The sequence below is a fragment of the Halomicrobium sp. HM KBTZ05 genome, from assembly GCF_041530035.1.
Taxonomy (GTDB): Archaea; Halobacteriota; Halobacteria; order Halobacteriales; family Haloarculaceae; genus Halomicrobium.
Map to the genome: position 1 here is coordinate 868,527 of NZ_CP168057.1, position 22,110 is coordinate 890,636.

Below are 22,110 nucleotides of genomic sequence, written 5' to 3' on the forward strand. Positions count from 1 at the left end.
TCTGTCTGTGACCGGTGTCGCCACTTTGGGTGGCGAATCTCGTCACGAAGACAGCCAACAGTACGGGAGACCGAGGACCCAGACTCGTCGGAACCACGAGCCCGACCCGCACGTATTTGCTCGCGGGAGCCCTACGTTCCGGCGTTCGATGGTCGAGAAGATGCTGGCCGACGCCCTCGGGACCGAGACCGCCGGCCGTCTCGTCGACGGCGCGCTGGTCGCGTGTCTCCTCGCCGCCGTGACAGCGTGCTGGCTCACCGGTCTCCAGCCGGTCGTCGTCGCGGCGCTGGTCGCTGGCAGCGTCGGGCTGGAACGCGCCGTCGGCAGGCTCACCCGTCGCCGGATCCTCGACACCGCAGCGCAGACGGGACGACCGGCCGACCGACGCTGCCGCGAGCTGGTGGCCGACGTGGCCGATCGAGTGGACGTTTCGACGCCTCGCGTCGTCGTCGAGGCGTCGCCCGAACCCGGCGTCACCGTCCTCCAGGGCGGGGACGGGCCGGTCTTGCTCCTCTCGGAACGGATCGTCGACGACCTCGACCGGGAGGCACTCCGGGGTGTGGTCGGGCACGAACTCGCGCACCTCGACGGCGGTCACATCGACTGGCTCGACAGCCGCGATCCGGTCGCCCACGTCGTCGGGGCCGCGGTGTTCTGGGTCGTGGCCGGACAGCATCTCGGTCCCGCGCTGTCGCTGGTCGGACTCGCCGTCTACGTCGGGGCCGGCGTCTTCCGGCGCACCCCACTCCCACAGCTGTACTACCTCGCTGGGAGTCTCGGCGTGGTACTGCTCCCGCTGGCCCTGATCGCACTGGGACGGCGTCTCGAAGAGCGACAGGCCGACGACCGCGCGGTCGCCATCGTCGGCGCGAACGCGTTCTGCCGGGGGCTCCTGGGCGTCACGACCGCCCGCAACGAGGCTTCGGGGGCGGACGGGACGCTCGCCGCTCCCCCGACCGGCGAGGGGCGCGGGCTGGTCGCACGGGTCACTGCGACACACCCGCCGTTGAGCCGTCGGTTCGCACGGTACGGCGTCGATCTCGAAACGCTTCGGGACGACTGACACCGCCGGCCGACACTGTGTCCAGGGCAGTCGTTCCGGGAGTGGGGACGGACGGCGACAGTATCAGGCTGCCTTCGGGCTCTTGTCGGGACTGCGCTCTGCCGACAGGTCCGGAATCCGATCCTCGTCCTCGCCGAACTGGCTCGCGACGACGCCGTAGAGACCGATCGCGGCGACGAACCCGCCGCCGAACATCGTCACCGTCGTGAAACCGGTGACCGGGACGAGCACCACGGGCGAGATTGCGATCCCGAGCCCACAGAGCAGGCCGATCAGCGCCGGCCGGAGCGTCGGCCGCTTCCCGGACGCGATGCGATACGCCGTGTAGCCGATCGTCATCGCGGCGAACTGGCCCAGCAAGACGTTCGCCAGCGCCTGTGTGTGACTGACCGCGTACAGCGCGGGCGTAAACACGGTCGTGATCGCGACGAGCGTCCCGAGCAGCGAGACCGCCTTCGTGATCCGAGACATAGGTATTACAGCTGTAGTTACCGAGCCATCGTATGTAATAGTTCCTCCCGACGGCCCGACGTTCGGTGTGATCGAGGGCAGTCGCTCGTAAACTACCCCACCCTACTCCCTCGGCGCATACGCACCTCGGTCCTTGAGGGTGGGGCTTTGATGTGGACTCCCGGCAATCAGTCGCCAGCAATAGGCCGGTGACTCTCGCCGTTCAACGTCCCACCATTCACACGCACGTCTACTGGTGCGTCTCCGCTCCCCGACTTGGGCGAGGACCGGAGTCTGTGTTTTCGTTTTCGAGCATACCGTAGCCCGATATTCTTCGCGCCGTTGTAGTCCGCGTTCACCTCGTAGCCGCATTTCTGGCACTCGAAGTGTTCGCCGTGGCGGTTATCGTCGTGCGTGAACCCACAGTCCGTCCGAGAACAGCGTTGGGACGTGTGGTTCGGCTCGACTTGCTCCACGGAGACGCCCTGTTCGGGAGCTTTGTAATCGACGTACTCGGAAAGGCGTCGGAACGCCCAGATGTGGTGCCACTTCGCCTGTGGAAGCCGCTTGCGGATGTCCGTTAGATCTTCGAACACGATCACGTCGCATCCGTTCTCGACAGCTTCCGAAACGATCTCGTTTGCGACGATGTGGATGTACTGTTTCCGCCAGGCTTCCTCGCGCTTGCCGAGGCGAAGCAGGGCATTGTGCGCGGCTTGCGTGCCGCGCTGTTGCATCTCACCACGCCGCTTCTCGAACTCGCGGCACCAGTGGTCATAGTCGTCACCTTGCCAGAACGTGCCGGTTGAGGCAACGGCGAGACTGTTGACGCCGAGGTCGATACCGAGGACCGTTTGGTCGGGGTGCTCAGTATCTTCCGAAACCTCGTCGTCGCTGTCAATCCGCCGCGTCGAGATGTTGAGGTAGAACTCGTCGGTTGCCGTGTCGTACCGAAGCGTACTTTCGCGGAACTCGTGGTCCTCTGAGAGTACGTACCGCTCGTAGGGCGTCGGACTGTCCGCCGGGAGAACAAACGAGGGTTCGACCCTCCCTTCGACAGTTGCTAGCGACACCTTGTTGCGGTAGAAGGTCGCGCTCCGCGTGTCGTAGTCCAGCGTTTCAGCGGTGAACGTGGGGCAAGAGACGCGCTGTCCCTTCTTCCAGCGTTCGACACACGCTTTGACGGCTTCGACGGCGCGTTTGATGGCGGCTTGAACGAGTTGTGCCTGTAGGTCCGTCTCCTCTCGAAGTTCGGAGTAGAGCGCGTCTCGAACCTGCCGTTTGTTGGTCTTGCACTCGGTGTAGGAGGTGCTGGACCAGCAGTAGTCTGCGGTTCGATTTGCGCAGTCCAGGTATTGGTCAGCGGTTCGGTGGAGTGCGTCGCGTTGCTCGTCGGAAACAGCGAGTTTCACGACGGCGGTTCGACGCACATCCATACTTCAGAGAAGTGGCGACGGTAATTATACGTTCGGGAGTCAGTCGGTCGTAGTATGCCGGTTGTGTCGTGCCAAGTCGGTTTCCTCTCCGGCCTACTCGCTCCCTCCGCTACGCTTCGGTCGCTCCTTGAGGCCGGAGGCTCCACCTTGAATTACGCTGAAATCGACGACAAATACTTTATTAATGGATGTACATACGGAAAGCGGAGGTCTACAGCCTTGGAAATCTCGGAGAAACTACTGTGTCTGTTTAGTGCGGAGATCACTGACGAGGGCGACCGCTACACCGTGGAGGTCCCACAGCGGGAGGTCGACACCGGATCCGTCGATCCGGGCGAGACGTATCGCGTCGCGCTGATCCGGGCCGACGAAGCGAGCGAGGAGAGCGAGGACCCGTCGCCACAGCCGTCCCAGACGCCGTCTTCGGAGCCCCAGCCCCCGGTCGAACCGGGCGAGATCCGCTACGTGGAGATCGAAGACATCGGCAAGCAAGGCGACGGCATCGCCCGCGTCGAACGGGGCTACGTGATCATCGTCCCCGGCGCCGAGATCGGCGAGCGCGTCAAGGTCGAGGTCAGCGAGGTCAAGTCGAACTTCGCCGTCGGCGAGATCATCGACGAGACCGCCTAGCGGGGCGTGCCGTCGGGCCGTTTCGCTCCTTCTGAGTCGTAGACGACTACCTCGCCGTCCGCGCGCTCGACCGGCTCGTAGCTGTCTCTCACTGCGATGGCTTCTTCCAGCTCGCGGATCGCCCGCTCTTTGAGCGTCGCGGCCAGTTCCTCGGCGTCTTCCCGCGCGATGTCTCGACCCAGCCCCTCACACTCGTGAGCGCGGACGAGTCCGGCCTCGTCGACGGCCTCTCCCATCGGCTGGACGGTGTTGTCCAGCGCTACCGAGAACGGGTAGGTCTGACAGATCAGCGGCCGGTCCTCGTGGACCGTGCAGGCTCCGACGCCGTCGTCCTCGGCGTAGAAGGTACAGTCGCCACAGGCGTCGGTCTGGAGCGCCCACTCGAAGGTCTCGCCCTCGACGCCGTCTTCGGTCTCCGAGAGCCCGTAGGGCATCGGGCGGGCCACGTCTCGAAAGTCCCTGCCGTCGTCGCGCAGTTGTCGGATCTCGTCGGGGAAGATCGTCGCCGTGTGGGGCTCGCTCTCCGTCTCTTCGGCGGCGTCGTCCTCGGCGGGCTCGACCGCGGGCTCCGTCGCCGTACAGCACTCCCCGCAGCGCGTACACTCGAAGCCGATCGACTCGATCGCGTCGGCCAGCCCGCTCACGTCGAGTGCTCGCGCCCGTTCGAGGTCCGATTCCAGCGTCACACACGCCGTTCGGACCGGCCGAACAAAAGGGCCGCGTCACGCCGACGGTGGTCGTGCGCGCTCGCCGTCCCACGCGACGCGCCCCTCGACGGCGAGCTTTTCGAGGTGGGCGGCGACGGTCGCCTCGGCGAGGTCTCGCACGCTCTCGACGTCTTTGTCGTAGGCCGCGTCGGTGATCGCCGGCAGCGTCTCGCTCCCCTCGGCGACGGCCGCCTCGACCCGGCGCTCGCGATCGAGTCGGTGTGCGAGGAGGCGACGGCAGGTCTCGCCCGCGTCGTCGACGACGGGGCCGTGACCGGGGAAGAGTCGGTCGGGCGCACGCGCGATCACGCGCCGCAGCGAGCAACAGTAGGCTCGCATCTCTCCCTCCGGTGCTCCGACGGCGACGCTGCCGGCCGCCGCGGCCAGGTCGCCACAGACGAGTCCGTCGCCGGTCGCGAAGGCGACGTGTTCGGGCGCGTGACCCGGCGTCTCGACGACTCGCAGCTGGTCGTCGTCGACCGGGATCTCCGTGCCGCCGGTGAACGTCCGGTCGGGCGCGACGCCGGTCGCGGCCTCGAAGGCCGACTCGCGGCCCCGACGTGCCCACACCGTGGCGTCGTGTTCGGCCGCGTAGTCGGCGACACCGCCGACGTGGTCCGGGTGGTGGTGCGTGACGAGGACGTGAGCGAGCGAGCGTGACGCCAGCGCGTCGTCTACGCGTTCGTGGCGAGCACACGGGTCGATCACGGCTGCACGGTCGCGCCCGAGGACGTACGCGTTCGTCTGTCCGCTCGGCGCGCGCGTCGCGACGGGGACGCTGATCCGCTCCATACCCACCCCAGGGAGGAGCGACGGATACGGATTATTGTAGCGATTTACCGGTGATCGTCGCCACGGAGCAGACGATCACCGGTAAGCAACTACAATAAACCGTATGAAATCAGTTGGTGAGGAAGTAGACCTGCTTGCGGGCGTCGTTGAAGCTGTACCGGGAGTCGACCAGATCACACTCTTCGAGTCGGTTCAACGCGTAGCGGACCGTCCGGTCGGGCAACAGCGACGCCTCGGCCAGTTGCCCCTGGGACAGCGGTGCGTCGGTCTCCAGGACCTTCGCGACGAGCTTCGCGCTCGGCGGGAGTTCGCGGAGTTGCTCGCGAAACTCCGTCTGGGTGAACGCCGCGGGCTTCGTCTCCTCCTGAATCGTGCTCATACACGCTACTCCCCCGAGGGTACTCGTAAAACTTGGCTATATGTATGACCATACAATAGGAAGTCTACAGTGTGTATAATGACACCTTATATTTTCTGACGCGTGCCACGCTGGCCGCCGGCAGAACTGCCCGCCGACCGCGCTCGATCTGTCTGACCGACGACGTACTACGGTGAAACAGCACCGTTTTATCCCCGGGTAGCCATCACCCGATACCGTGAAAGGGCAGGAGTGGTACCAGACCGACGATGTCGCCGAGGAGTACGAGTCAAAGCGCTTCTCCCGTGGCGGACAACTCATCGACCGCCGCGAGAAGGAGGCCGTCCTCGACGCCATCGGTCCGGTCGACGACAAGTCCGTGCTCGAAGTAGCCTGTGGAACCGGGCGCTTCACCGCGATGCTGGCCGATCGCGGTGCCGACATCGTCGGCCTGGACATCTCCGGCCCGATGCTCTCACAGGGCCGCGAGAAGGCGAAATCGGCCGGCGTCGACGACCACGTGGAGTTCATGCGTGGCGACGCCGCTCGACTGCCCTTCCCCGACGACCACTTCGACACCGTCGTCGCCATGCGCTTTTTCCACCTGGCGGACACGCCGGCCTCCTTCCTCGCAGAGATGCGCCGGGTCTCCAAGCACCAGGTCTTTTTCGACACGTTCAACCGCTTCTCGCTGCGATCGCTGTACAACTGGGCGCTCCCGATGGGATCGCGCCTCTACTCTCGGTGGGAGGTCGACCGACTCCTCGACGGCGCGGGGCTCGAACTGGCCGGCGAAGCACACGACTTCGTCCTCCCCTACGGCTTCTACCGGAAGATTCCGAACGATCTCGCGTCCGGCTTCCGTTCGATCGACGAGGTCGTCGGCGCGAGTCCCGTCGGCGACAAGGTCGCGTCGGTCTCCTACTGGGACACGCGCGTTTAATTCCGCCCGTCTTCGGACGGATACTCCGAAATACCGGCCGTCATTCGGTGATCTTTAAGACCTTCGAGCGTCGTGGTTGGCCCATGAATCTCTCCGTGGTCGTCCCGACACTCAACGGTCGGGAAGAGCTGTCACGGTGTCTCGACACCCTGGCAGCCCACGTCCCCGACGCCGAGACCATCGTGGTCAACGGCCCGTCGGCCGACGGCACCACGGGGATGGTCCGAGCGCGCGACGACGTGGAGGTGCTCGTCGAGATCGCCGACCGGACCATCAACACGGCACGCAACGCGGGTATCGACCGCGCGACCGGGGACGCCGTTGCACTCCTCGACCGTTCGTTCTCGATCGAGGATGGGTGGCTCGACGCGGTGACCGACGCGCTGGCCGATGCTGCTGTCGTCACCGGTCCCACCCACCGCAAGCTCCCGGCCGGGATGACGACCGAGGCTCCGGAAGAACGGACGATCGCGGGGCGCGACGTGACCTACTTCAACCCCGGTAACGTCGCGTTCGCCAGCCACGTGCTGGACGAACTGGACGGCTTCGACGAGTACCTCGACATCGGCGGGAGCCGCGATCTGGCCCACCGGCTGGCAGAGAGCGACCACGAGGTGACCTGGGAGAGCGCGATGTGCGTCCGTAGCGAGTTCGAGGCCGACGGCGGGATCCGACAGAAAGACTGGCACGCCAAGTACCAGTCGCTGACCTATCGGCTGGTGAAAAACTACGGCGTCCGCCCGACCGTCGCACGGCGTGTCGTCGCCCACGCCGGCCGCGACGCCGTCGACTCGCTGCTGGACGTGATCCGTGGCGAGGCCGACCCCTCACAGTGGCTCGGGACCGGTCGGCGCGTCCTTCGTGGCACCGCTCTCGGGGGGAAAGACGGCGTCACGGCCCGTCGCCACGACGCTCCGCCGCGGCGCAATCCGAACGGTCGGTCCGCACGCAGAGACCGCGCCGTCGAGGTGTACGACGACCGCGACGACGGCCCGACGGCGTAACCGACGTTGGCCGGCGGCTCCCGGCGCTACGGTGCGAGTTCTTCGATGACGCGAGCGGGGTTGTTCGAGAAGACTTTCTTCATCGCGTCCTCGGGCACGTCGAGGGTCAGAATCTCCATGACGGCGACGTTCGGGTGGACGTTGGGCGCACCGCTGCCAAAGCAGACTCGATCGGGGTGTTCCATGATCGCTCGCTCCAGGGGGTCCCGGTAGCGGACCGCGCTCGTTTCGAGGTAGCACTGGTCGTACTGTTCGAGGAGGTCGATCGACTCGTGCATCAGGTCGCGCCGCAGCGGGTGTGCGCCGAAGTGGCCGACGATCACCGGCAGATCGTACTGCAGGAAGTGCTCTTCGACGGCGCTCGGTGGGAACTCCTCGCCGCCGTGAACCAGGATCGGCTTGTCGACGGCGGCGAGTTCTTCGAGGACGGCCTCGTCGGGGAGGCCGTCTCTGGCGGGGTGGAGCTTGAACCCGACGAATCGGTCGTCGTACGCGTACTGCTCGATGTCTTCGGGCGAGGTGTGGTACTCCTCGCGCGAGGCCGTGATGTTCCTGAGCCGGGAGCCGGCTCCCGCGCCCGGATCGCGGGCACCGTCGACGCGTGCGAACGCGACCATCGGACGGCCCACGGTCATCCGGGCCACGGCGTTGTTCGCCTTCAGATAGCCCCGCTCGCGGTAGTCGGAGTACGTGACGGCACGGACGACCCCGGCCTGGTGCATCTCGCGTTCCAGCCGTTCGGGCTCGCCCATCCCTTCCCGCGGACGCCGCGACGCCTCGGGCTCCAGTCGCGCGTGTACGTCGACGACCCGGAACCCGTGCTCCAGCTCCAGCATTGCACTAACGTGGCGGGTTCGGGTAGTAAAGCGTTGACGGTCCGGCCGATCCGGCGGTGGCGAGCGTCATCGAGGGCTCTCTCCCTACCGATGGTTTTATATAGAACCGCTAACGACACATAAGTGAGGTATACAACAATGTCACAGTCCGGCCAGCGACGCATGGGTGGCCAGCCTCTCTTCATTCTCGACGAGGACGCCCAGCGTACGCAAGGAGACGACGCACAGAGTTCGAACATCGCCGCCGGGAAGGCAGTTACCGAGTCCGTACGGACGACACTCGGCCCCCGTGGCATGGACAAGATGCTCGTCTCGGACTCGGGCGACGTCGTCATCACCAACGACGGTGCGACGATTCTCGACGAGATGGACATCGAGCATCCCGCGGCCCAGATGATCGTCGAAGTCGCCGAGACCCAGGAAGACGAGGTCGGCGACGGCACCACGACGGCCTCCGTCCTGGCCGGTCAGCTCCTGACACAGGCCGAGGACCTGCTCGAAGACGACGTCCACCCGACGACGATCGTCGAAGGCTACCACGAGGCGGCACAGCTCGCCCAGGAAGCCATCGACGGCGAAGTGCTGGACGTCGACATCGACGACGAGACGCTGACCAGCGTCGCCGAGTCCTCCATGACGGGGAAGGGCACCGGCGACGTGGAAGCCGGCGCACTCGCCGAGACCGTCGTCGCCGCCGTCCGACAGGCGACCGACGGCCCCGGCTCGACGCGTGACCAGATCGCGATTCGGAGCCAGGCCGGCTCGTCTTCCTCTGCGACGGAGCTCGTCGAGGGGATCATCATCGAGGAGGAGCCGGTCCACGGCAACATGCCGAGCGCGGTCGCCGACGCGACCATCGCCGTGATCGACGCCGACCTCGAAGTCCGCGAGAGCAACATCGACGCCGAGTACAACGTCTCCAGCGTCGACCAGCTCAACGCCGCCATCGAGGCCGAGGAAGAGGAGCTGTCGAGCTACGCCGAGGCCATCGCCGCGGTCGGCGCAGACGTCGTGTTCGTCTCCGGTGACGTCGACGACCGCGTCGGCGCACAGCTCTCCAAGGAGGGCATCGTCGCCTTCGACGGCGTCGACAGCGACGAACTCCAGGACGTGACCCACACCACCGGCGCGAGCCGCGTCGGCTCCGTCGACACGCTGGAGGCCGAAGACCTCGGCGAGGCCGAGGACGTGAGCGTCCAGAAGTACGGCGACGAGGAACTGGCCTTCGTGCAGGGCGGTGCCAGCTCCGAGACGGTGACCATCTTCGCCCGCGGCGGGACCGACCACGTCACGGACGAACTCGAACGCGCGCTCAACGACGCGCTCGACGTGGTCGTCGCCGCGCTCGACAAGGGTGGGGTCGTCCCCGGTGCCGGTGCCACCGAGATCGCCATCGCGGACCACATCCGAAGCGAGGCTGCGTCCATCGAGGGTCGCAAGCAACTCGCCGTCGAGTCCTTCGCCGACGCCGTCGACGTGATCCCGCGCACGCTCGCGGAGAACACGGGCATGGACCCGATCGACGCGCTGGTCGACCTGCGCGCCGAACACGAGAGTGAGGGCATCGCAGGCATCATCAGCGAGGGCCAGACCGGCGTCATCGACGACCCGGTCGACTACGGCGTTCTCGACCCCGCCGCGGTCAAGCGCGAAGCCGTCGAGAGCGCGACCGAGGCCGCGACGATGATCGCCCGGATCGACGACGTCATCTCCTCGGACGCGTAACGACGCCCGTCGACGACCACCTTCGATTTTTTCTTCGACTGTCGGAGTAGCGACGGCTATCGCACGAATCGAGCCGCCAGCCACGCCGACCGCACTGGCGTCGTGTGGCTACTACTACCGGCTGTACATCTGTGACCGATTTCGCCACCGCGGGGTGGCGAAGCTCGTCACGAAGTAACAGCCGGCAGGATAAAACAGAGTGCGATCGCGTTATTCCTCGACGACGACAGTCCCTTCCATACCCGCCATCTCGTGGGGGACACAGTAGTAGGGGTGTTCGCCGGCCGTCTCGAAGGTGTGGACGTAGGACTGGCCCGACTGGACGGCACCGTTCCCGTCGTCCCACCCCTCGACTGCGGCCGTCTCGGAGTCGAAGCCACCAGAGGCCCAGTAGCTCGCGTCCGCCGGGAGCTCCTCTTCTCGGGCCACCACGTTGTGGGCTTCACCGGCGACGTGCTCGAAGGCGACCGTATCGCCGACCGAGACGGTCACCTCGGCCGGCTCGAAGGCCACTGCTTTCATCGAGACGACGTGGTCGGCGTCGTCCGGGACGCCGTCGACGACGTTCGGACCGCCTTCCAGCGACGATTCGGTCTCCGCCGTCTCGGCGCTCCCCTCGCCGTCCTGGCTGACGGGAGCGTCGTCGAGCGCACCGGCGACGGCGAACTGTGCGCGCAGCGTCGCGTCTGCGAGGCGACCGACGGGCACGTCGCCCTCGCCGTCCAGGCCGCCCGCGTACGCTTCCAGCGCCGCCTCGAATCCTTCGTAGGCCTCGTGGTCGGCTTCTTCCAGTGTCTCGTGGACGCGGGCCTCTTCGAAGGTCGCGTAAACGTCCTGTACGATGGCACCAGCGGCCGCGCCGTTCGAGCCGCCGGCAGCGCCGACGATGGCGTAGACGCCGTCGATCGCAGTGCCGACGAACGTCTGGACGGCACTGCGCACGTCGCCGCCCGACTCCGCGGTCGACCGGATCGCGCCCAGATCGGACTCGAACGTCTCGTAGGTCTCGTGGTCGGCGTGTTCCAGTGCCTCGTGGTAGCCCGCTGCACCGCTCTCGAAGTGCTCGAAAGCATCTCGTGGGATCGTCGCCGCCCGTTCGCTGTCACCCAGCGTGGCGACGGTGGCGCTGTCGAATCCGCGAGCGACGAAGTACGCGGTCTCGGCTGCGCTCGCGACGCTGTCCCCGGTCGTGGCCTCGAACGCCAGGAGCGCGTCGAGCGCGCCCTCGTGGTGGGTAGTGATCGCCTCGCTGTCGTCGTTCTCGTAGGCCTCGATCAGGCCGGCCAGGTGCTCTTCCTCGAAGCGGTGGTAGAGGTCCTCGCTGGTCTCTTCGAGCGTCTCGTGGAACCCGAGCTCGTCGGCCTCGAAACGCTCGAACAGCTCCTGGGAGATCGACGCGGCGACCGAGGGCTCACCTCGCTCGTAGCGTTCGCGTGCGTCGGCGAGACGCGCCCGGAAGAAACCGGCCTGCAGGACCGGGGCGTGATCGCCGGCCAGCGTCGCGACGCCGGTCCGGAGGTGTTCGTCCACCGTGGCGACGGCGTCGTCGACGCCCTCGCCGTTCTCGACGGCCGACTGGAGCGACTCCAGGCCGCTCTCGAACCCCTCGTAGGCCTCGTGGTCGGCTTCTTCCAGCGCCTCGTGGGCACGCGCACCCTCGAAGTCCGCGAAGACGTTCCCGACGACGGTTCCCGCCGTCGACCCCTCGTCGGCGTCGGCCAGCCACGCTGCGTCCCGAATCCGTGCCCGGTACGTGGTCAGCGTCGTCGCGTGCGCCAGCCCGTCGCTCGGGCCGCCGAGACCGGCGAGCGCCGCGGCGTCGTACCCCTGTGCCTGCATCGCTGCGAGGTGGCCGGTCCCGGCGATCGACTCGGTGCCCAGCGCGTAGGCACCCGCCACCGCCGCCGACTGGGCCGCGGCGACGGCGTCGGTCACGCCCTCGCTATCCTCCTCGCTGGCGGCGCGCTGGATCGACGCCAGTCCGGACTCGAAGTCCTCGTAGGCACCCTCGTCGGCGTTTTCGAGCGCGCCGTGGACGAGCGTGTCTTCGAACCGCTCGGTGGTTTCGGCGGCCACGGTCGCCGCCGCTTCGAAGTGGCCCGCCTCGCCCAGTACGCGAGCGTTGGCGGCGCGGCTCCCGAGGAGGAGCGCGTCGAGCGCGCGCGTGGCGTCGTTGCCGACCAGGGCCTGCTGGGCGATTTGGAGCTGGTCGCTGGCCGTCGTCGCGGCCTCGGCGGCCGCGTCGGTGTCGCCGTCTTCCAGCGTCGACCGGAGTTCGCCCAGTGCGCTCTCGAAGCCCTCGTAAGCCGACTCGCTGGTCCGTTCGAGGGTCTCGTGAGCACCGTACTCCCCGGTCGCGTTCTCGAACCGCTGGAAGATCGACTCGGCGATCGAGGCCCCCGCGGCGGTCTGGCCAGCACGACCGAGCGCCACGGCGTCGAACAGCCGGGCGCGGTAGACGTTGAGCTGGGCCGAAGCCGCGAGTTCGGGGCCACTCGACCCTGTCTGGTCCGTCTCGGTCGCCTCGTCGCTGCTCTCGCTGACGGTCTCGCCGTCGGTGTCTTCCGAACAGCCGGCAAGTGCGGTCGACAGTGCGACACCGAGACTCGCGAGTACGTCTCTTCTGTGTTGCATACGTGTTTTTGGCACGCCTAAAGTACATAAGGGCGTCGAATTTTCGGCGAGCCTAAAAACTGAGGGTGGTGGATAGAGGGACAGACGGTGGCGGCAGCGATGCCCACAGCCGCCAGGGTATGGCCACGGTGGCCGACGATACAACTGGGACCTGAGACGGTGGGGCTCGACGGTCTCCACGGAGTGTGTTCCCGGAACCAGGGAACGATCACGACCGTCGGCGACCCACGCATTTGTTTAGGACAGCCTAAAAGTAATAAGCTTGTCGGTTTTTCGGAGTGCCTAAAACTAGTACGCCAGCTCCACTCGATCGCCAGCGTCGACGCGGAAGGCCTCGTCCCCGCGCCCGCGATTCACCGCGAGTTCGACGTTGCCGTGGCTGCCGACGGTGACGAGTCGCTGGCCCGGTTCCACCGTCGCGTACGTCCGTCTGACCGGTGCGGGCTCGCCGTTGATCCGGACCTGCTGGCCGAACCGGCCCTCGATCGCCTCGCCCGGCACGTTCGTGATCGCGTTCCCGAACCCGTCGACGACGAGTACTGCGCCGCTGGCACCGGTCTGACTCACGGTCGGCTCCGGGAAGGCGAGCGCTTCGTAGCCGTCGGCCCGGACGAGATCCGCGACCTCGTGGAGGGCGTCGACACCGATCTCGTGGACGGCGGCCGCCATCGGCGCGAACACGTCCCGACCGTGGAAGGTCGCGCTCGCCGGCTCGTCGGTCTCGATCTCGAAGACCTCGATCACGTCGCCGTCGTCCGCGATCGCCCTGGCGGCCGGGAGCGCGACGCCGTTGTCCGGCGCGACGATTGCGTGGTCGCCGACCCGGACGACGATCGCCGCCCGATCGGTCCCGACGCCGGGATCGACGACGACACAGTGGACTGCCGGCGGGAAGTACGGCAGCACCTGCCGGAGCCAGAACGCCGCGCCGGGAACGTCCTGCCGGGGGAACTCGTGGCTCACGTCGACGATGCGCGCGTCGCTGTTCTGGAGGACGACGCCCTTCATCGCTGCGGGGTACGGCGAACCGAAGTCGCTACTGAGCGTGATCATCACTCGTCGTCACCGACTTCCCAGCGTTCGACCACGTCGTCCTTGGCGACGGTCCGGATCCGCTGGACGCCGTGAACCTCTTCGATCGTCTCGACGACGGCGTCGGGGACACGTTCGCGCCACGCGTTGCCCTCGATCATCGCCTGCCGGATGTCACTGCCTTCCAGCCGCTCCCGGTCGAACATCTTCGACTGTCGGACCTCGATGCCCGCCTCCTCGAACAGCTGGATCACCAGTGGGTTGTTGGAGTAGGCCACGTCGAAGGTCGGCGACATGCTCTGGACGTGGCTCACCCACACCGAGTTGCGGTTCAGGTCCTCGATGGGGACCACGTACGTGACCAGGTCGTTCGCGCGCTCGAACTCGCGGACCGCACGCGTGATCATCATGATCCGCTCGCCGGCAGTGAACGGATCGTGGTCCGTGTGGGAGTCGCCCGCGCTTCCGATCCCTAAGACGAGTTCGTCGACCTCGGTCGCGATCTCCTCGACGACCGTGTGGTGGCCGTTGTGGTACGGCTGGAATCGACCGATGTAGAAACCCCGCATACCCCATCTCTGGGTGTCGGAAATGATAAACCCGACGAGTGGCCGTTTACCACTACAACCGACTCCCCTCTTGCGGTTCCACTCGTGTGGCAAGCACGGTCGCGGGGAGAAAGTATATCAGTGGACAGTCCCTCCAATCTGGTGTTAGCAACGTTTGTATGAGCGACAATACCGAGATCGACGACACTCCCGACGACGAGCGGGAGGTGACCGGGACGCCGCCCGAAGACGACGACCCCAGCGCGGCCGACGACGCTGGTGACACTGAAGAGGGTGGCGGGGCCGAAAGTGGCGGCCTCGACAACCTCGGCAGTGAGGTCGAAGTCGAGAGCGGCGCATCCCTCGACGACGAAGACGGGCTCCTCGGTGGGCTCGGCATCGAGTCGACCAGCGACATCGAAGTCCCCGACCGACTCGTCGATCAGGTCATCGGGCAGGACCACGCCCGTGACGTCATCAAAAAGGCAGCCAAACAGCGCCGTCACGTGATGATGATCGGCTCGCCCGGGACGGGCAAGTCGATGCTGGCGAAAGCGATGAGCCAACTGCTCCCGAAAGAGGAACTACAGGACGTTCTGGTCTACCACAACCCGGACGACGGAAACGAGCCGAAGGTTCGGACCGTCCCCGCCGGGAAAGGTGAGCAGATCGTCGACGCCCACAAGGAGGAGGCCCGCAAGCGTAACCAGATGCGGACCTTCCTGATGTGGATCATCATCGCCATCATCATCGGCTACGCGCTGATCATCCAGGGGTCGGTCCTGCTGGGGATCCTCGCGGCCGGTGTCATCTACCTGGCGTTCCGCTATGGCTCGCGTGGCAACGACTCGATGATCCCGAACCTGCTGGTCAACCGGTCGAACCAGACCACCGCGCCCTTCGAGGACGCGACCGGTGCCCACGCCGGTGCGCTGCTGGGCGACGTTCGCCACGACCCGTTCCAGTCGGGCGGGATGGAGACGCCCAGCCACGACCGCGTCGAGGCCGGCGCGATCCACAAGGCCAACAAGGGCGTGCTGTTCGTCGACGAGATCAACACGCTGGACATCCGCAGCCAGCAGAAGCTCATGACCGCGATCCAGGAGGGCGAGTTCTCCATCACGGGCCAGTCCGAGCGCTCCTCGGGCGCGATGGTCCAGACCGAGCCCGTCCCCTGTGACTTCATCATGATCGCGGCGGGGAACCTCGACGCCATGGAGAACATGCACCCCGCGCTGCGCTCCCGGATCAAGGGGTACGGCTACGAGGTGTACATGGACGACACCATCGAGGACACCCCGGAGATGCGCCGGAAGCTCACCCGCTTCATCGCACAGGAAGTCGAAAACGACGGGCGACTCCCCCACTTCGACCGCGAGGCCGTCGAGGAGATCATCCTCGAAGCCCGCCGCCGTGCGGGCCGCAAGGGGCACCTGACCCTGAAGCTGCGCGAACTGGGCGGACTGGTCCGCGTCGCGGGCGACATCGCCCGCGCGGAGGATCAGGACGTGACCACGCGCGAGGACGTGCTCCAGGCGAAAGGCCGGAGTCGCTCCATCGAGCAACAGCTCGCAGACGACTACATCGAACGCCGCAAGGACTACGAGCTGACCGTCAACGAGGGCGACGTGGTCGGCCGCGTCAACGGCCTGGCCGTGATGGGCGAGGACAGCGGGATCGTTCTCCCGGTCATGGCGGAGGTCACGCCCTCGCAGGGTCCCGGTCAGGTGATCGCCACCGGCCAGCTCAAAGAGATGGCCGAGGAGGCAGTCCAGAACGTCTCGGCGATCATCAAGAAGTTCTCGGACGAGGACATCTCCGAGAAGGACGTTCACATCCAGTTCGTCCAGGCCGGCGAAGGCGGTGTCGACGGCGACTCCGCCTCGATCACGGTCGCGACGGCGGTCATCTCCGCACTGGAGAACGTCCCGATCGAGCAGAACCTCGCGATGACCGGCTCGCTGTCGGTCCGGGGCGACGTGTTGCCCGTCGGCGGCGTGACCCACAAGATCGAGGCCGCGGCCAAGTCCGGGCTCGACACGGTCATCATCCCCGAGGCAAACACCCAGGACGTGATGATCGAAGAGGAGTACGAGGAGATGATCGAGATCGTCCCAGTCTCACACATCTCCGAGGTGCTGGAAGTGGCCCTGGCCGGCGAGCCCGAGAAGGACTCGCTGGTCGACCGGCTCAAGTCCATCACCGGCAAAGCGCTCGAACGCGAAGTGGGCCAGCAGAGCGGCTCACCCAGCCCGCAGTAGAACCGTGGCGCGGTGGGCCGCCTTCGCCGGCCTGCTCGCCGTCTCTCTGTTCTTGCTTCTCGCACTCGCGAGAGCGTCCCAGTCGGCCCTGAGTGGCGACGACGATCCCGTCCGGTTCAGGGAGCCCTCGCCACACGATCCGCGACCGACCGACCCAGTCGTGCCGCGCTTCGAGCGGCCAGTGGCGGACCCGCGGGCGCGGCTGTCGCCCGGTGCCTTGCTCGCCAACGTCGTCGTGACCCAGGGGCTGTTCGGCGCGGTCGTCGTCGGGGCCGCGGTGTACTTCTCGATCCCGCCGTGGGCGCTCGGAATCCCCGAGACCGCTCTCGCCCGTGGTCTCCCCGGCGTCGCCGTCGGGATCGGCTTCGGCGTCACCCTCTGGCTCGCCAACGAAGCCGCGGGTGCGATCGCCGACGCGACCGGTGCGGGCTACGACGAGGCCGTCCGGGAACTGCTCGCCCCCGACTCCGTCCGCGGGTGGGTCCTCCTGCTCGGCGTCGCGCTGCCGACCGTCGCCGTCGTCGAGGAAGTCGTCTTCCGTGGCGCTGCCATCGGTGCGCTGGCCGCCGGCTTCTCCCTCTCGCCGTGGCTGCTCGCGGTCGTCTCGTCGGTCGTCTTCGGTGCCGCTCACGGCGCGCAGGGGAAAGTCGGCATGCTCGTCACGGGCGGGCTCGGACTCGCACTCGCGGCCGGCTACGTCCTCACGAACAGCCTGCTCGTGGTGGTCGTCGCCCACTACCTCGTGAACGCCCTGGAGCTCGCGGTCCACGAGGGAATGGGCTACGACCGGCTGACCGTTGAGACGTTCGCGGGCGATCCCTAGAACGAGACCTCGGTCTCCCGGTCGACAGCCCTGTACTCGTGCGGCCAGCGCCTCGTCGCGGTACTGTAGCGCGGCGAGCTACTTTGTTACCACATATAAACCCGTCAGAAGATCATATCATCGTAATTTCGGGTAGACTGCTTTTCCGAGGAGGTAAATTGGGACAAGCAGTATCACTAAGATGGCGAGACCTGCTCCAACTTCACTAAAAAGACTGCTCGTGTTATCAGAAACTGCGTTGAGTGTCTGAAATCCGAGGAGCATTGTTATAATTGACAGATATCCTTTGATCTCATCCATATTTGAACCGCTTCCCGATATACATAAATAATTTGTGCGTTATTATGTGAACTGACATCCCAACCATGTGTCCCTAACGAAACTAATTCATATATCAGTTTTTAATACCAATTTTTAATATACTGAAAAGTGTCGTTCTTACGCATCTACCACTCGGAATAAGCATCGACACAGATTCGGATTCATGGTCGTATCCGGAAGATCAAGAAAACGCAGAGGTTGTATTGTGATCAAACAAACCCACCGGCTGCTAAAAGAAAAATAGTGTCTATAATCGACCACAAATAACTATCTCTGCGACTTCGATCTTGACATCTCCTCGCCGACGGTCAGTTCGAAGGTGCCGGGCTCGACGTGCTTCCACGCTTCGTGGGCGCTGGTCAACGGAGCGTTCGTCAGTGGGTGCTCTTTTCGCGCCAAGGACAAAATTAATTGATGAGAATTAAATATCATCTCTTTTGAGTGATTCGCGAGGTATATATTCTCCAAACAAAAACTTAAACGTCAACATCGCCCAGACGCTATAAAACACGATAATCATAATCGCCCTCCCCGGAGTTTGCGGGCTGAAGTCACCGAGCGGAACAAGAACCATTACAGCAATTGTTGCTACCGCTGATATGACGAGTGCAAGAATTATTTTAGCCAATATTAAAGCAGCCTCTCTGGGATCTCTCCAAGACATACATTCAAACATTTACCACTAATTCTCGATAGACGAGGAATGCTTATAATAGCATTCCCGAGAGTGTTCCTATCAAAACGTTGTACTATATCAGCTCGTCAGAGCACTCGTCACACACTACAATCATTCTTCTCATCTTTTTAGAGAGTTATAGCTGTAGAGACTCGTGCATTTGCTACACGCCAATTTAAGTCGTTCAGAAACCGGCAATTAGGGTCGCAGAGCGACTCTAGAGCGTCAGTCGCGTGTCCTGCTCGACGACGGTGTAGCCCTGTGCAGACAGCGCCGCCCTTCGGTATCGCTGGCCCACGAACCACTGTGGTAGTCGTCGGAGGCCGAATCTGCGATCCGAGGTCGTGTCGATCACGACGATCGTCTCGTCGTCGCGGGCCTCGATGTCGACGCGGTAGGTCCCCCACGACTCGTCGCCGACGGTGACCACCAGTTCGAGGTCGGCGTCGTCGCCGGGTCGGGTCTCGACGTGCAGTCGGACCGATCGCAGTCCCAGGAGATACGAGATTTCGTAGCTCCAGCCTCCGTCGACTCGCTCGACCTCGTCGGCCAGCTCCCACTGGAAGACCAGCGGTGGCGGGCTGGCACTCTCGAAGGCCGCACGCACCTCGTCGGGACGCTGCTGGGTCGACAGCGTCGTCGTCCCACCGGTCTCGAAGATGGGGACGCGGACGATGACGAACACGGCGACTGCGACCGCGAGGCCGACCGCCAGCGGGAGCGTGATGATCGCGGCGGCCGCGACGAGTCCGACGAGGACGGCGATGCCGGCACTGATCGGTCGTTCGAGGCGTCGGTATCGACGGACGACGGCGGAGACGTCTCGCGGAACGTCGCTGTTTGTGTTGGAGGGCACAGACGCCACTGTCGGTGCCAGTTTCCTATGTGTTGCGTTCTGTCCCAGCCGAGCGCGACAGCGGAGCCCTCACGTCGTCGACCAACGAGACGCCGGTGTCCGGAGCGCCGCCGGCTGGCACCGTCTCGTGCTCGTCACTGTTATCTTTCCCCCAGTCCATTGCCCGACGATGACAGACATCTTCGCGATCCGCTCACAGCGCCAGCGACAGGTCGTCGTCGGTGCGCTGCTGGTGTACGTGGCGCTGTTCGTCACGGAACTCTCGACGACGAACCCCTACGCTGGGCCGCTCTCGGATCTCCTCATCGGCGTGCTCGTGTTACTGGCCTGTGGCGTCGGCACTCGGCGGATCAGTCGCGCCCGCGAGACGGAGCCCGTCGCGGTGGCGCTGGTGGCGACACTCGGTATCGCCGGGCTGTCGATCGCCTATCAGGGTCTCGCGGGGTTCGAACTCGTCCAGCGAGTGCGCTTGATCGACACCGTCGGCTCGTTCGCGCTGCTCGTCGCGGTCGGACTGTACTTCTACGATCAGTACGCGTGAGGTCGTCGGTCGGCGTGCCCGCCACGAGAGTCACTGTTTTATCGCCGAACGTCCAACGGTCTCTCGATGCGTCTCGACGAGTTCATCGAGGGGTTCGATCGCGACGAGGCCGCCGAGCGGCGTCGCCTCGCCGAGGAGAAGTCCTACGAGATCACGAACCACCTCGAGGACGTCGAACGACAGTTCGAGGAGGCCGTCCAGGGCGACGCGCTCTTTGGCTCGACCGCGCCGGAGATCTTCGTCGGCCGGTCGGGCTATCCCGACGTGTCGACGGGCGTGCTCTCGCCGATGGCGTCCGACGCCGACGCTGGGCAGTTCGCCACCAGCGGCCAGTGGTACCGGGACGGGCTGGGGATCGACGACGTGCTCCAGCGCCGGACGGGGCTGCTCAACTCCACGCGTTCGGCGAACGTCGACGTGTCGGACGTGTGGGACGGCTTCGTCGGCACGCAGCGCGAGGTCGCGATCGCCGACCACCCGGTCGACGTGGAGGTCGGACTCGACGGTACGCCGGATTTGGACGTTCGCTTCGACGACGTGGGCACGCCCACGGGGCCGCGTGCCAGCGCGACCACCGCCGACCTCGCGGAGAACCCACACGTCCCCCGCGCCGTCGAGAAGACCCTCGAGGACGACGACTGGCAGGCAGAGGGCGCGATGAACTACCTCTACCGCCGGGGATTCGACGTGTACGAGGTCAATACGATCCTCTCTGCGGGCGCGCTGGGACGGGGCCGCCAGCGCAGACTCGTCCCGACGCGGTGGTCGATCACCGCCGTCGACGACACGGTCGGACAGTATCTCCGGGGGACGATCCAGAACCGCAACACCATCGACCAGACCGAGGTCTGGTACAACGAGTACATGGGCAACCGCTACTGGGTCCTCATGACTCCGGGCCAGTGGGAGTTCGAACTCGTCGAGATGAAAGCCCCCGAGAGCGTCTGGAATCCGACCGGCCAGACCCACTACCTCGCAAGCGCCAACGAGGGCTACGAGGGCCGCACTGGCTACGTCGAGGAGACTGCCGGCGCGTACTACGCCTCGCGACTGGGCGTGCTCGAACACCTCCAGGAGCGAGACCGCCAGGCGAAGTGCCTCGTCTTGCGGGAGGTCACCGACGACTACTGGGCACCGGTCGGCGTCTGGCAGGTCCGCGAGGGCGTCCGAAACGCCTTCGAGGCGGGCGTCGCTCACGAGACGAGCGAACCCGGCGACACTGCTTACCAGGACCAGCCCGCCGTCGCCGAGAGTTTCCGCGACGCCGTGACTGCCGTCACCGAACAGCTCCCGGTGTCGCTGGGGACGCTCCGGCGCAAATCCGACATGGTCGCCGGGCTCCAGTCGACGCTGGCCGACTTTTGATCGCCGACAGCGCTTATACGCCTCGCCGTCCAGACGCCGGTATGGAACCGCTACAGCTCCCGGTCGGCGTCGAACTGCTCTTCGTCGGCGCGCTCCTGTTGCTCTTTCTCGTGGTGTCGCTCGCGCTCGTCGGCGGCGTCTTGCTCGTCAGGCAGAACCGCTCGCCAGACCAGCAGCGCCTCGACCGACTGGAACAGCAGGTCGAAGAGCTACAGCGCCGCGTGGACCGACTCGACGACCAGTAAGTTCTTGCTCTGGCGTGACAGATGTGCCAGACGTGATTGCCCTCCAGATCGGTCTCCCAGGGACGCAAGAGCTCGTGATCGTGTTCTTGATCCTCATCATGCTCGCGGCCCCTATCCTGTTGGTCGTCGGACTGGTCGTGCTTCTCTTGCGGTGGCTCTCGGGCGACGACGAGACCGACGAACGCGTGGCAGAACTCGAACGCGAAGTCGAGCGGCTCCGGCACCAGCAGTCCAGCGCCGAGAGCGACACCGACGACGAGCGGCGGGATCGGTCCGACGAGGCGTCTCGCAGTTGAACCGGCGTGACCACGGGTCGCGCTCTCGCGCGAACTGACGGCTCTCTACTCGGCGTACAGCGTGTCCGCTGGACGCGCCGTGAACGGCGACTGCGACAGAACAGTCCGCCGTGTTACTCGGTCGGAACCGGGCCGTCGCCGAGCACTTCACGGACGGCCGACTCGAACTCGCGGCGGTGCTCGAAGTAGGGGACGTCCACGTCGTCCATCAGGTCGGCGAGTGGCTGTGGACCGTCGGGCGTGCGGATCTCGGTGTCGCCCTCGCGCTCGACGATCGTGCTGTGCTCGATACCCCACATGAGTCGGGAGCTAACGCGTGCCAGGGGCGCACCGGCGACGGAATCGCCGTCGCCGAGTTCGACTGCCGGCCCCTCGTCTGTTTCCTCGTCGTCGCTCATACTGCCACCTTCCGAGCGGCCGTGATTAGGGTTTTCGGAACGCTGGCGTCGGCTCCCGTCGAACGACCACCGCACTGGCGTGTCGATCAGCCCGCCTGCTTTCGCAGGGCACCTCATCGTCACCGTTCGAGCTTTCCGAGATCCCTCACGACGTTCGGGCTCTCTTCCCG

23 protein-coding genes are annotated in these 22,110 nt (G+C 65.5%); 11 read left to right on the forward strand and 12 right to left on the reverse strand.

The window, feature by feature from the left end; genetic code table 11:
• Positions 1-148 precede the first annotated feature (148 nt).
• Positions 149-1,063, forward strand: a complete 915-nt coding sequence (locus ACAH01_RS04545; RefSeq protein ID WP_372480388.1) for a M48 family metallopeptidase — start codon at positions 149-151, stop codon at positions 1,061-1,063.
• A gap of 63 nt (positions 1,064-1,126) precedes the next feature.
• Here the strand turns inward: ACAH01_RS04545 and ACAH01_RS04550 are convergent, their stop codons facing one another.
• Entirely contained in the window at positions 1,127-1,534 is a 408-nt protein-coding gene (locus tag ACAH01_RS04550) for a hypothetical protein (RefSeq protein ID WP_372480389.1), read from the reverse strand.
• 167 nt (positions 1,535-1,701) lie between these two features.
• Complete coding sequence (locus tag ACAH01_RS04555) at positions 1,702-2,949, reverse strand: RNA-guided endonuclease InsQ/TnpB family protein (RefSeq protein WP_372480390.1); 1,248 nt, start codon at positions 2,947-2,949, stop codon at positions 1,702-1,704.
• 219 nt (positions 2,950-3,168) lie between these two features.
• On the opposite strand from ACAH01_RS04555, the gene ACAH01_RS04560 reads away from it, so the two are divergent.
• On the forward strand, positions 3,169-3,579 hold the full coding sequence (locus tag ACAH01_RS04560; protein ID WP_372480391.1) for a TRAM domain-containing protein: 411 nt from the start codon (positions 3,169-3,171) through the stop codon (positions 3,577-3,579).
• Here ACAH01_RS04560 and ACAH01_RS04565 read toward each other — a convergent pair.
• The 3 genes from ACAH01_RS04565 to ACAH01_RS04575 form a co-directional block, all read right to left on the reverse strand.
• Positions 3,576-4,265: a YkgJ family cysteine cluster protein gene (locus ACAH01_RS04565; RefSeq protein ID WP_170095179.1), complete on the reverse strand. Its 690-nt coding sequence runs from the start codon at positions 4,263-4,265 to the stop codon at positions 3,576-3,578. The genes ACAH01_RS04560 and ACAH01_RS04565 overlap by 4 nt on opposite strands.
• A 36-nt stretch (positions 4,266-4,301) precedes the next feature.
• The gene (locus ACAH01_RS04570) at positions 4,302-5,084 is read right to left on the reverse strand and encodes an MBL fold metallo-hydrolase (RefSeq protein WP_372480392.1); all 783 of its coding nucleotides are present in this window, start codon (positions 5,082-5,084) and stop codon (positions 4,302-4,304) included.
• Positions 5,085-5,187: 103 nt separating this feature from the next.
• On the reverse strand, positions 5,188-5,457 hold the full coding sequence (locus ACAH01_RS04575; protein ID WP_018256205.1) for a helix-turn-helix domain-containing protein: 270 nt from the start codon (positions 5,455-5,457) through the stop codon (positions 5,188-5,190).
• A 217-nt stretch (positions 5,458-5,674) separates the two neighbouring features.
• Here ACAH01_RS04575 and ACAH01_RS04580 point away from each other — a divergent pair, with 217 nt between their 5' ends.
• The gene (locus ACAH01_RS04580; protein WP_153554199.1) at positions 5,675-6,379 is read left to right on the forward strand and encodes a class I SAM-dependent methyltransferase; all 705 of its coding nucleotides are present in this window, start codon (positions 5,675-5,677) and stop codon (positions 6,377-6,379) included.
• 83 nt (positions 6,380-6,462) lie between these two features.
• A complete protein-coding gene (locus ACAH01_RS04585) occupies positions 6,463-7,383 on the forward strand; it encodes a glycosyltransferase family 2 protein (RefSeq protein ID WP_170095177.1) in 921 nt (306 codons plus the stop codon).
• Positions 7,384-7,409: 26 nt separating this feature from the next.
• On the opposite strand, the gene ACAH01_RS04590 is transcribed toward ACAH01_RS04585, so the two are convergent.
• Positions 7,410-8,219, reverse strand: coding sequence for an amidohydrolase family protein (locus ACAH01_RS04590; protein WP_170095176.1), 810 nt, complete (start codon positions 8,217-8,219; stop codon positions 7,410-7,412).
• A gap of 162 nt (positions 8,220-8,381) precedes the next feature.
• Between ACAH01_RS04590 and thsA the strand changes: the two genes are divergently transcribed.
• Positions 8,382-9,944, forward strand: coding sequence for a thermosome subunit alpha (gene thsA / locus ACAH01_RS04595; protein WP_372480790.1), 1,563 nt, complete (start codon positions 8,382-8,384; stop codon positions 9,942-9,944).
• A gap of 210 nt (positions 9,945-10,154) precedes the next feature.
• Here the strand turns inward: thsA and ACAH01_RS04600 are convergent, their stop codons facing one another.
• From ACAH01_RS04600 to ACAH01_RS04610, 3 genes are all read right to left on the reverse strand, one after another.
• On the reverse strand, positions 10,155-12,578 hold the full coding sequence (locus ACAH01_RS04600) for a DUF5059 domain-containing protein (protein WP_372480393.1): 2,424 nt from the start codon (positions 12,576-12,578) through the stop codon (positions 10,155-10,157).
• Positions 12,579-12,866: 288 nt separating this feature from the next.
• The gene (locus tag ACAH01_RS04605; protein WP_372480394.1) at positions 12,867-13,631 is read right to left on the reverse strand and encodes an S-adenosyl-l-methionine hydroxide adenosyltransferase family protein; all 765 of its coding nucleotides are present in this window, start codon (positions 13,629-13,631) and stop codon (positions 12,867-12,869) included.
• Complete coding sequence (locus ACAH01_RS04610; protein WP_372480395.1) at positions 13,631-14,179, reverse strand: nicotinamide-nucleotide adenylyltransferase; 549 nt, start codon at positions 14,177-14,179, stop codon at positions 13,631-13,633. The genes ACAH01_RS04605 and ACAH01_RS04610 overlap by 1 nt, the downstream gene beginning before the upstream one ends.
• Positions 14,180-14,337: 158 nt before the next feature.
• Between ACAH01_RS04610 and lonB the strand changes: the two genes are divergently transcribed.
• Together lonB and ACAH01_RS04620 are read left to right on the forward strand one after the other, a co-directional pair.
• Entirely contained in the window at positions 14,338-16,419 is a 2,082-nt protein-coding gene (gene lonB / locus ACAH01_RS04615; RefSeq protein ID WP_170095172.1) for an ATP-dependent protease LonB, read from the forward strand.
• A 4-nt stretch (positions 16,420-16,423) separates the two neighbouring features.
• Positions 16,424-17,242: a lysostaphin resistance A-like protein gene (locus ACAH01_RS04620; RefSeq protein ID WP_372480396.1), complete on the forward strand. Its 819-nt coding sequence runs from the start codon at positions 16,424-16,426 to the stop codon at positions 17,240-17,242.
• Positions 17,243-17,359: 117 nt separating this feature from the next.
• Here the strand turns inward: ACAH01_RS04620 and ACAH01_RS04625 are convergent, their stop codons facing one another.
• Entirely contained in the window at positions 17,360-17,542 is a 183-nt protein-coding gene (locus ACAH01_RS04625; protein WP_372480397.1) for a hypothetical protein, read from the reverse strand.
• Positions 17,543-18,456: 914 nt separating this feature from the next.
• The gene (locus ACAH01_RS04630) at positions 18,457-19,095 is read right to left on the reverse strand and encodes a hypothetical protein (protein ID WP_372480398.1); all 639 of its coding nucleotides are present in this window, start codon (positions 19,093-19,095) and stop codon (positions 18,457-18,459) included.
• Between the two features lie 169 nt (positions 19,096-19,264).
• Here ACAH01_RS04630 and ACAH01_RS04635 point away from each other — a divergent pair, with 169 nt between their 5' ends.
• The 4 genes from ACAH01_RS04635 to ACAH01_RS04650 all read left to right on the forward strand — a co-directional run bounded on the left by ACAH01_RS04635 (position 19,265) and on the right by ACAH01_RS04650 (position 21,542).
• The gene (locus ACAH01_RS04635; RefSeq protein ID WP_170095167.1) at positions 19,265-19,636 is read left to right on the forward strand and encodes a hypothetical protein; all 372 of its coding nucleotides are present in this window, start codon (positions 19,265-19,267) and stop codon (positions 19,634-19,636) included.
• Positions 19,637-19,702: 66 nt separating this feature from the next.
• Positions 19,703-21,001, forward strand: coding sequence for a DNA repair protein NreA (nreA, locus tag ACAH01_RS04640; RefSeq protein ID WP_372480399.1), 1,299 nt, complete (start codon positions 19,703-19,705; stop codon positions 20,999-21,001).
• Between the two features lie 41 nt (positions 21,002-21,042).
• The gene (locus tag ACAH01_RS04645; protein WP_015764138.1) at positions 21,043-21,246 is read left to right on the forward strand and encodes a hypothetical protein; all 204 of its coding nucleotides are present in this window, start codon (positions 21,043-21,045) and stop codon (positions 21,244-21,246) included.
• 23 nt (positions 21,247-21,269) lie between these two features.
• Positions 21,270-21,542 carry a preprotein translocase subunit TatA gene (locus ACAH01_RS04650; RefSeq protein WP_372480400.1) on the forward strand — a complete coding sequence of 91 codons (273 nt, stop codon included), beginning with the start codon at positions 21,270-21,272 and terminating at the stop codon, positions 21,540-21,542.
• Positions 21,543-21,655: 113 nt separating this feature from the next.
• Here the strand turns inward: ACAH01_RS04650 and ACAH01_RS04655 are convergent, their stop codons facing one another.
• A complete protein-coding gene (locus tag ACAH01_RS04655) occupies positions 21,656-21,940 on the reverse strand; it encodes a DUF5789 family protein (RefSeq protein ID WP_372480401.1) in 285 nt (94 codons plus the stop codon).
• Positions 21,941-22,110 lie beyond the last annotated feature (170 nt).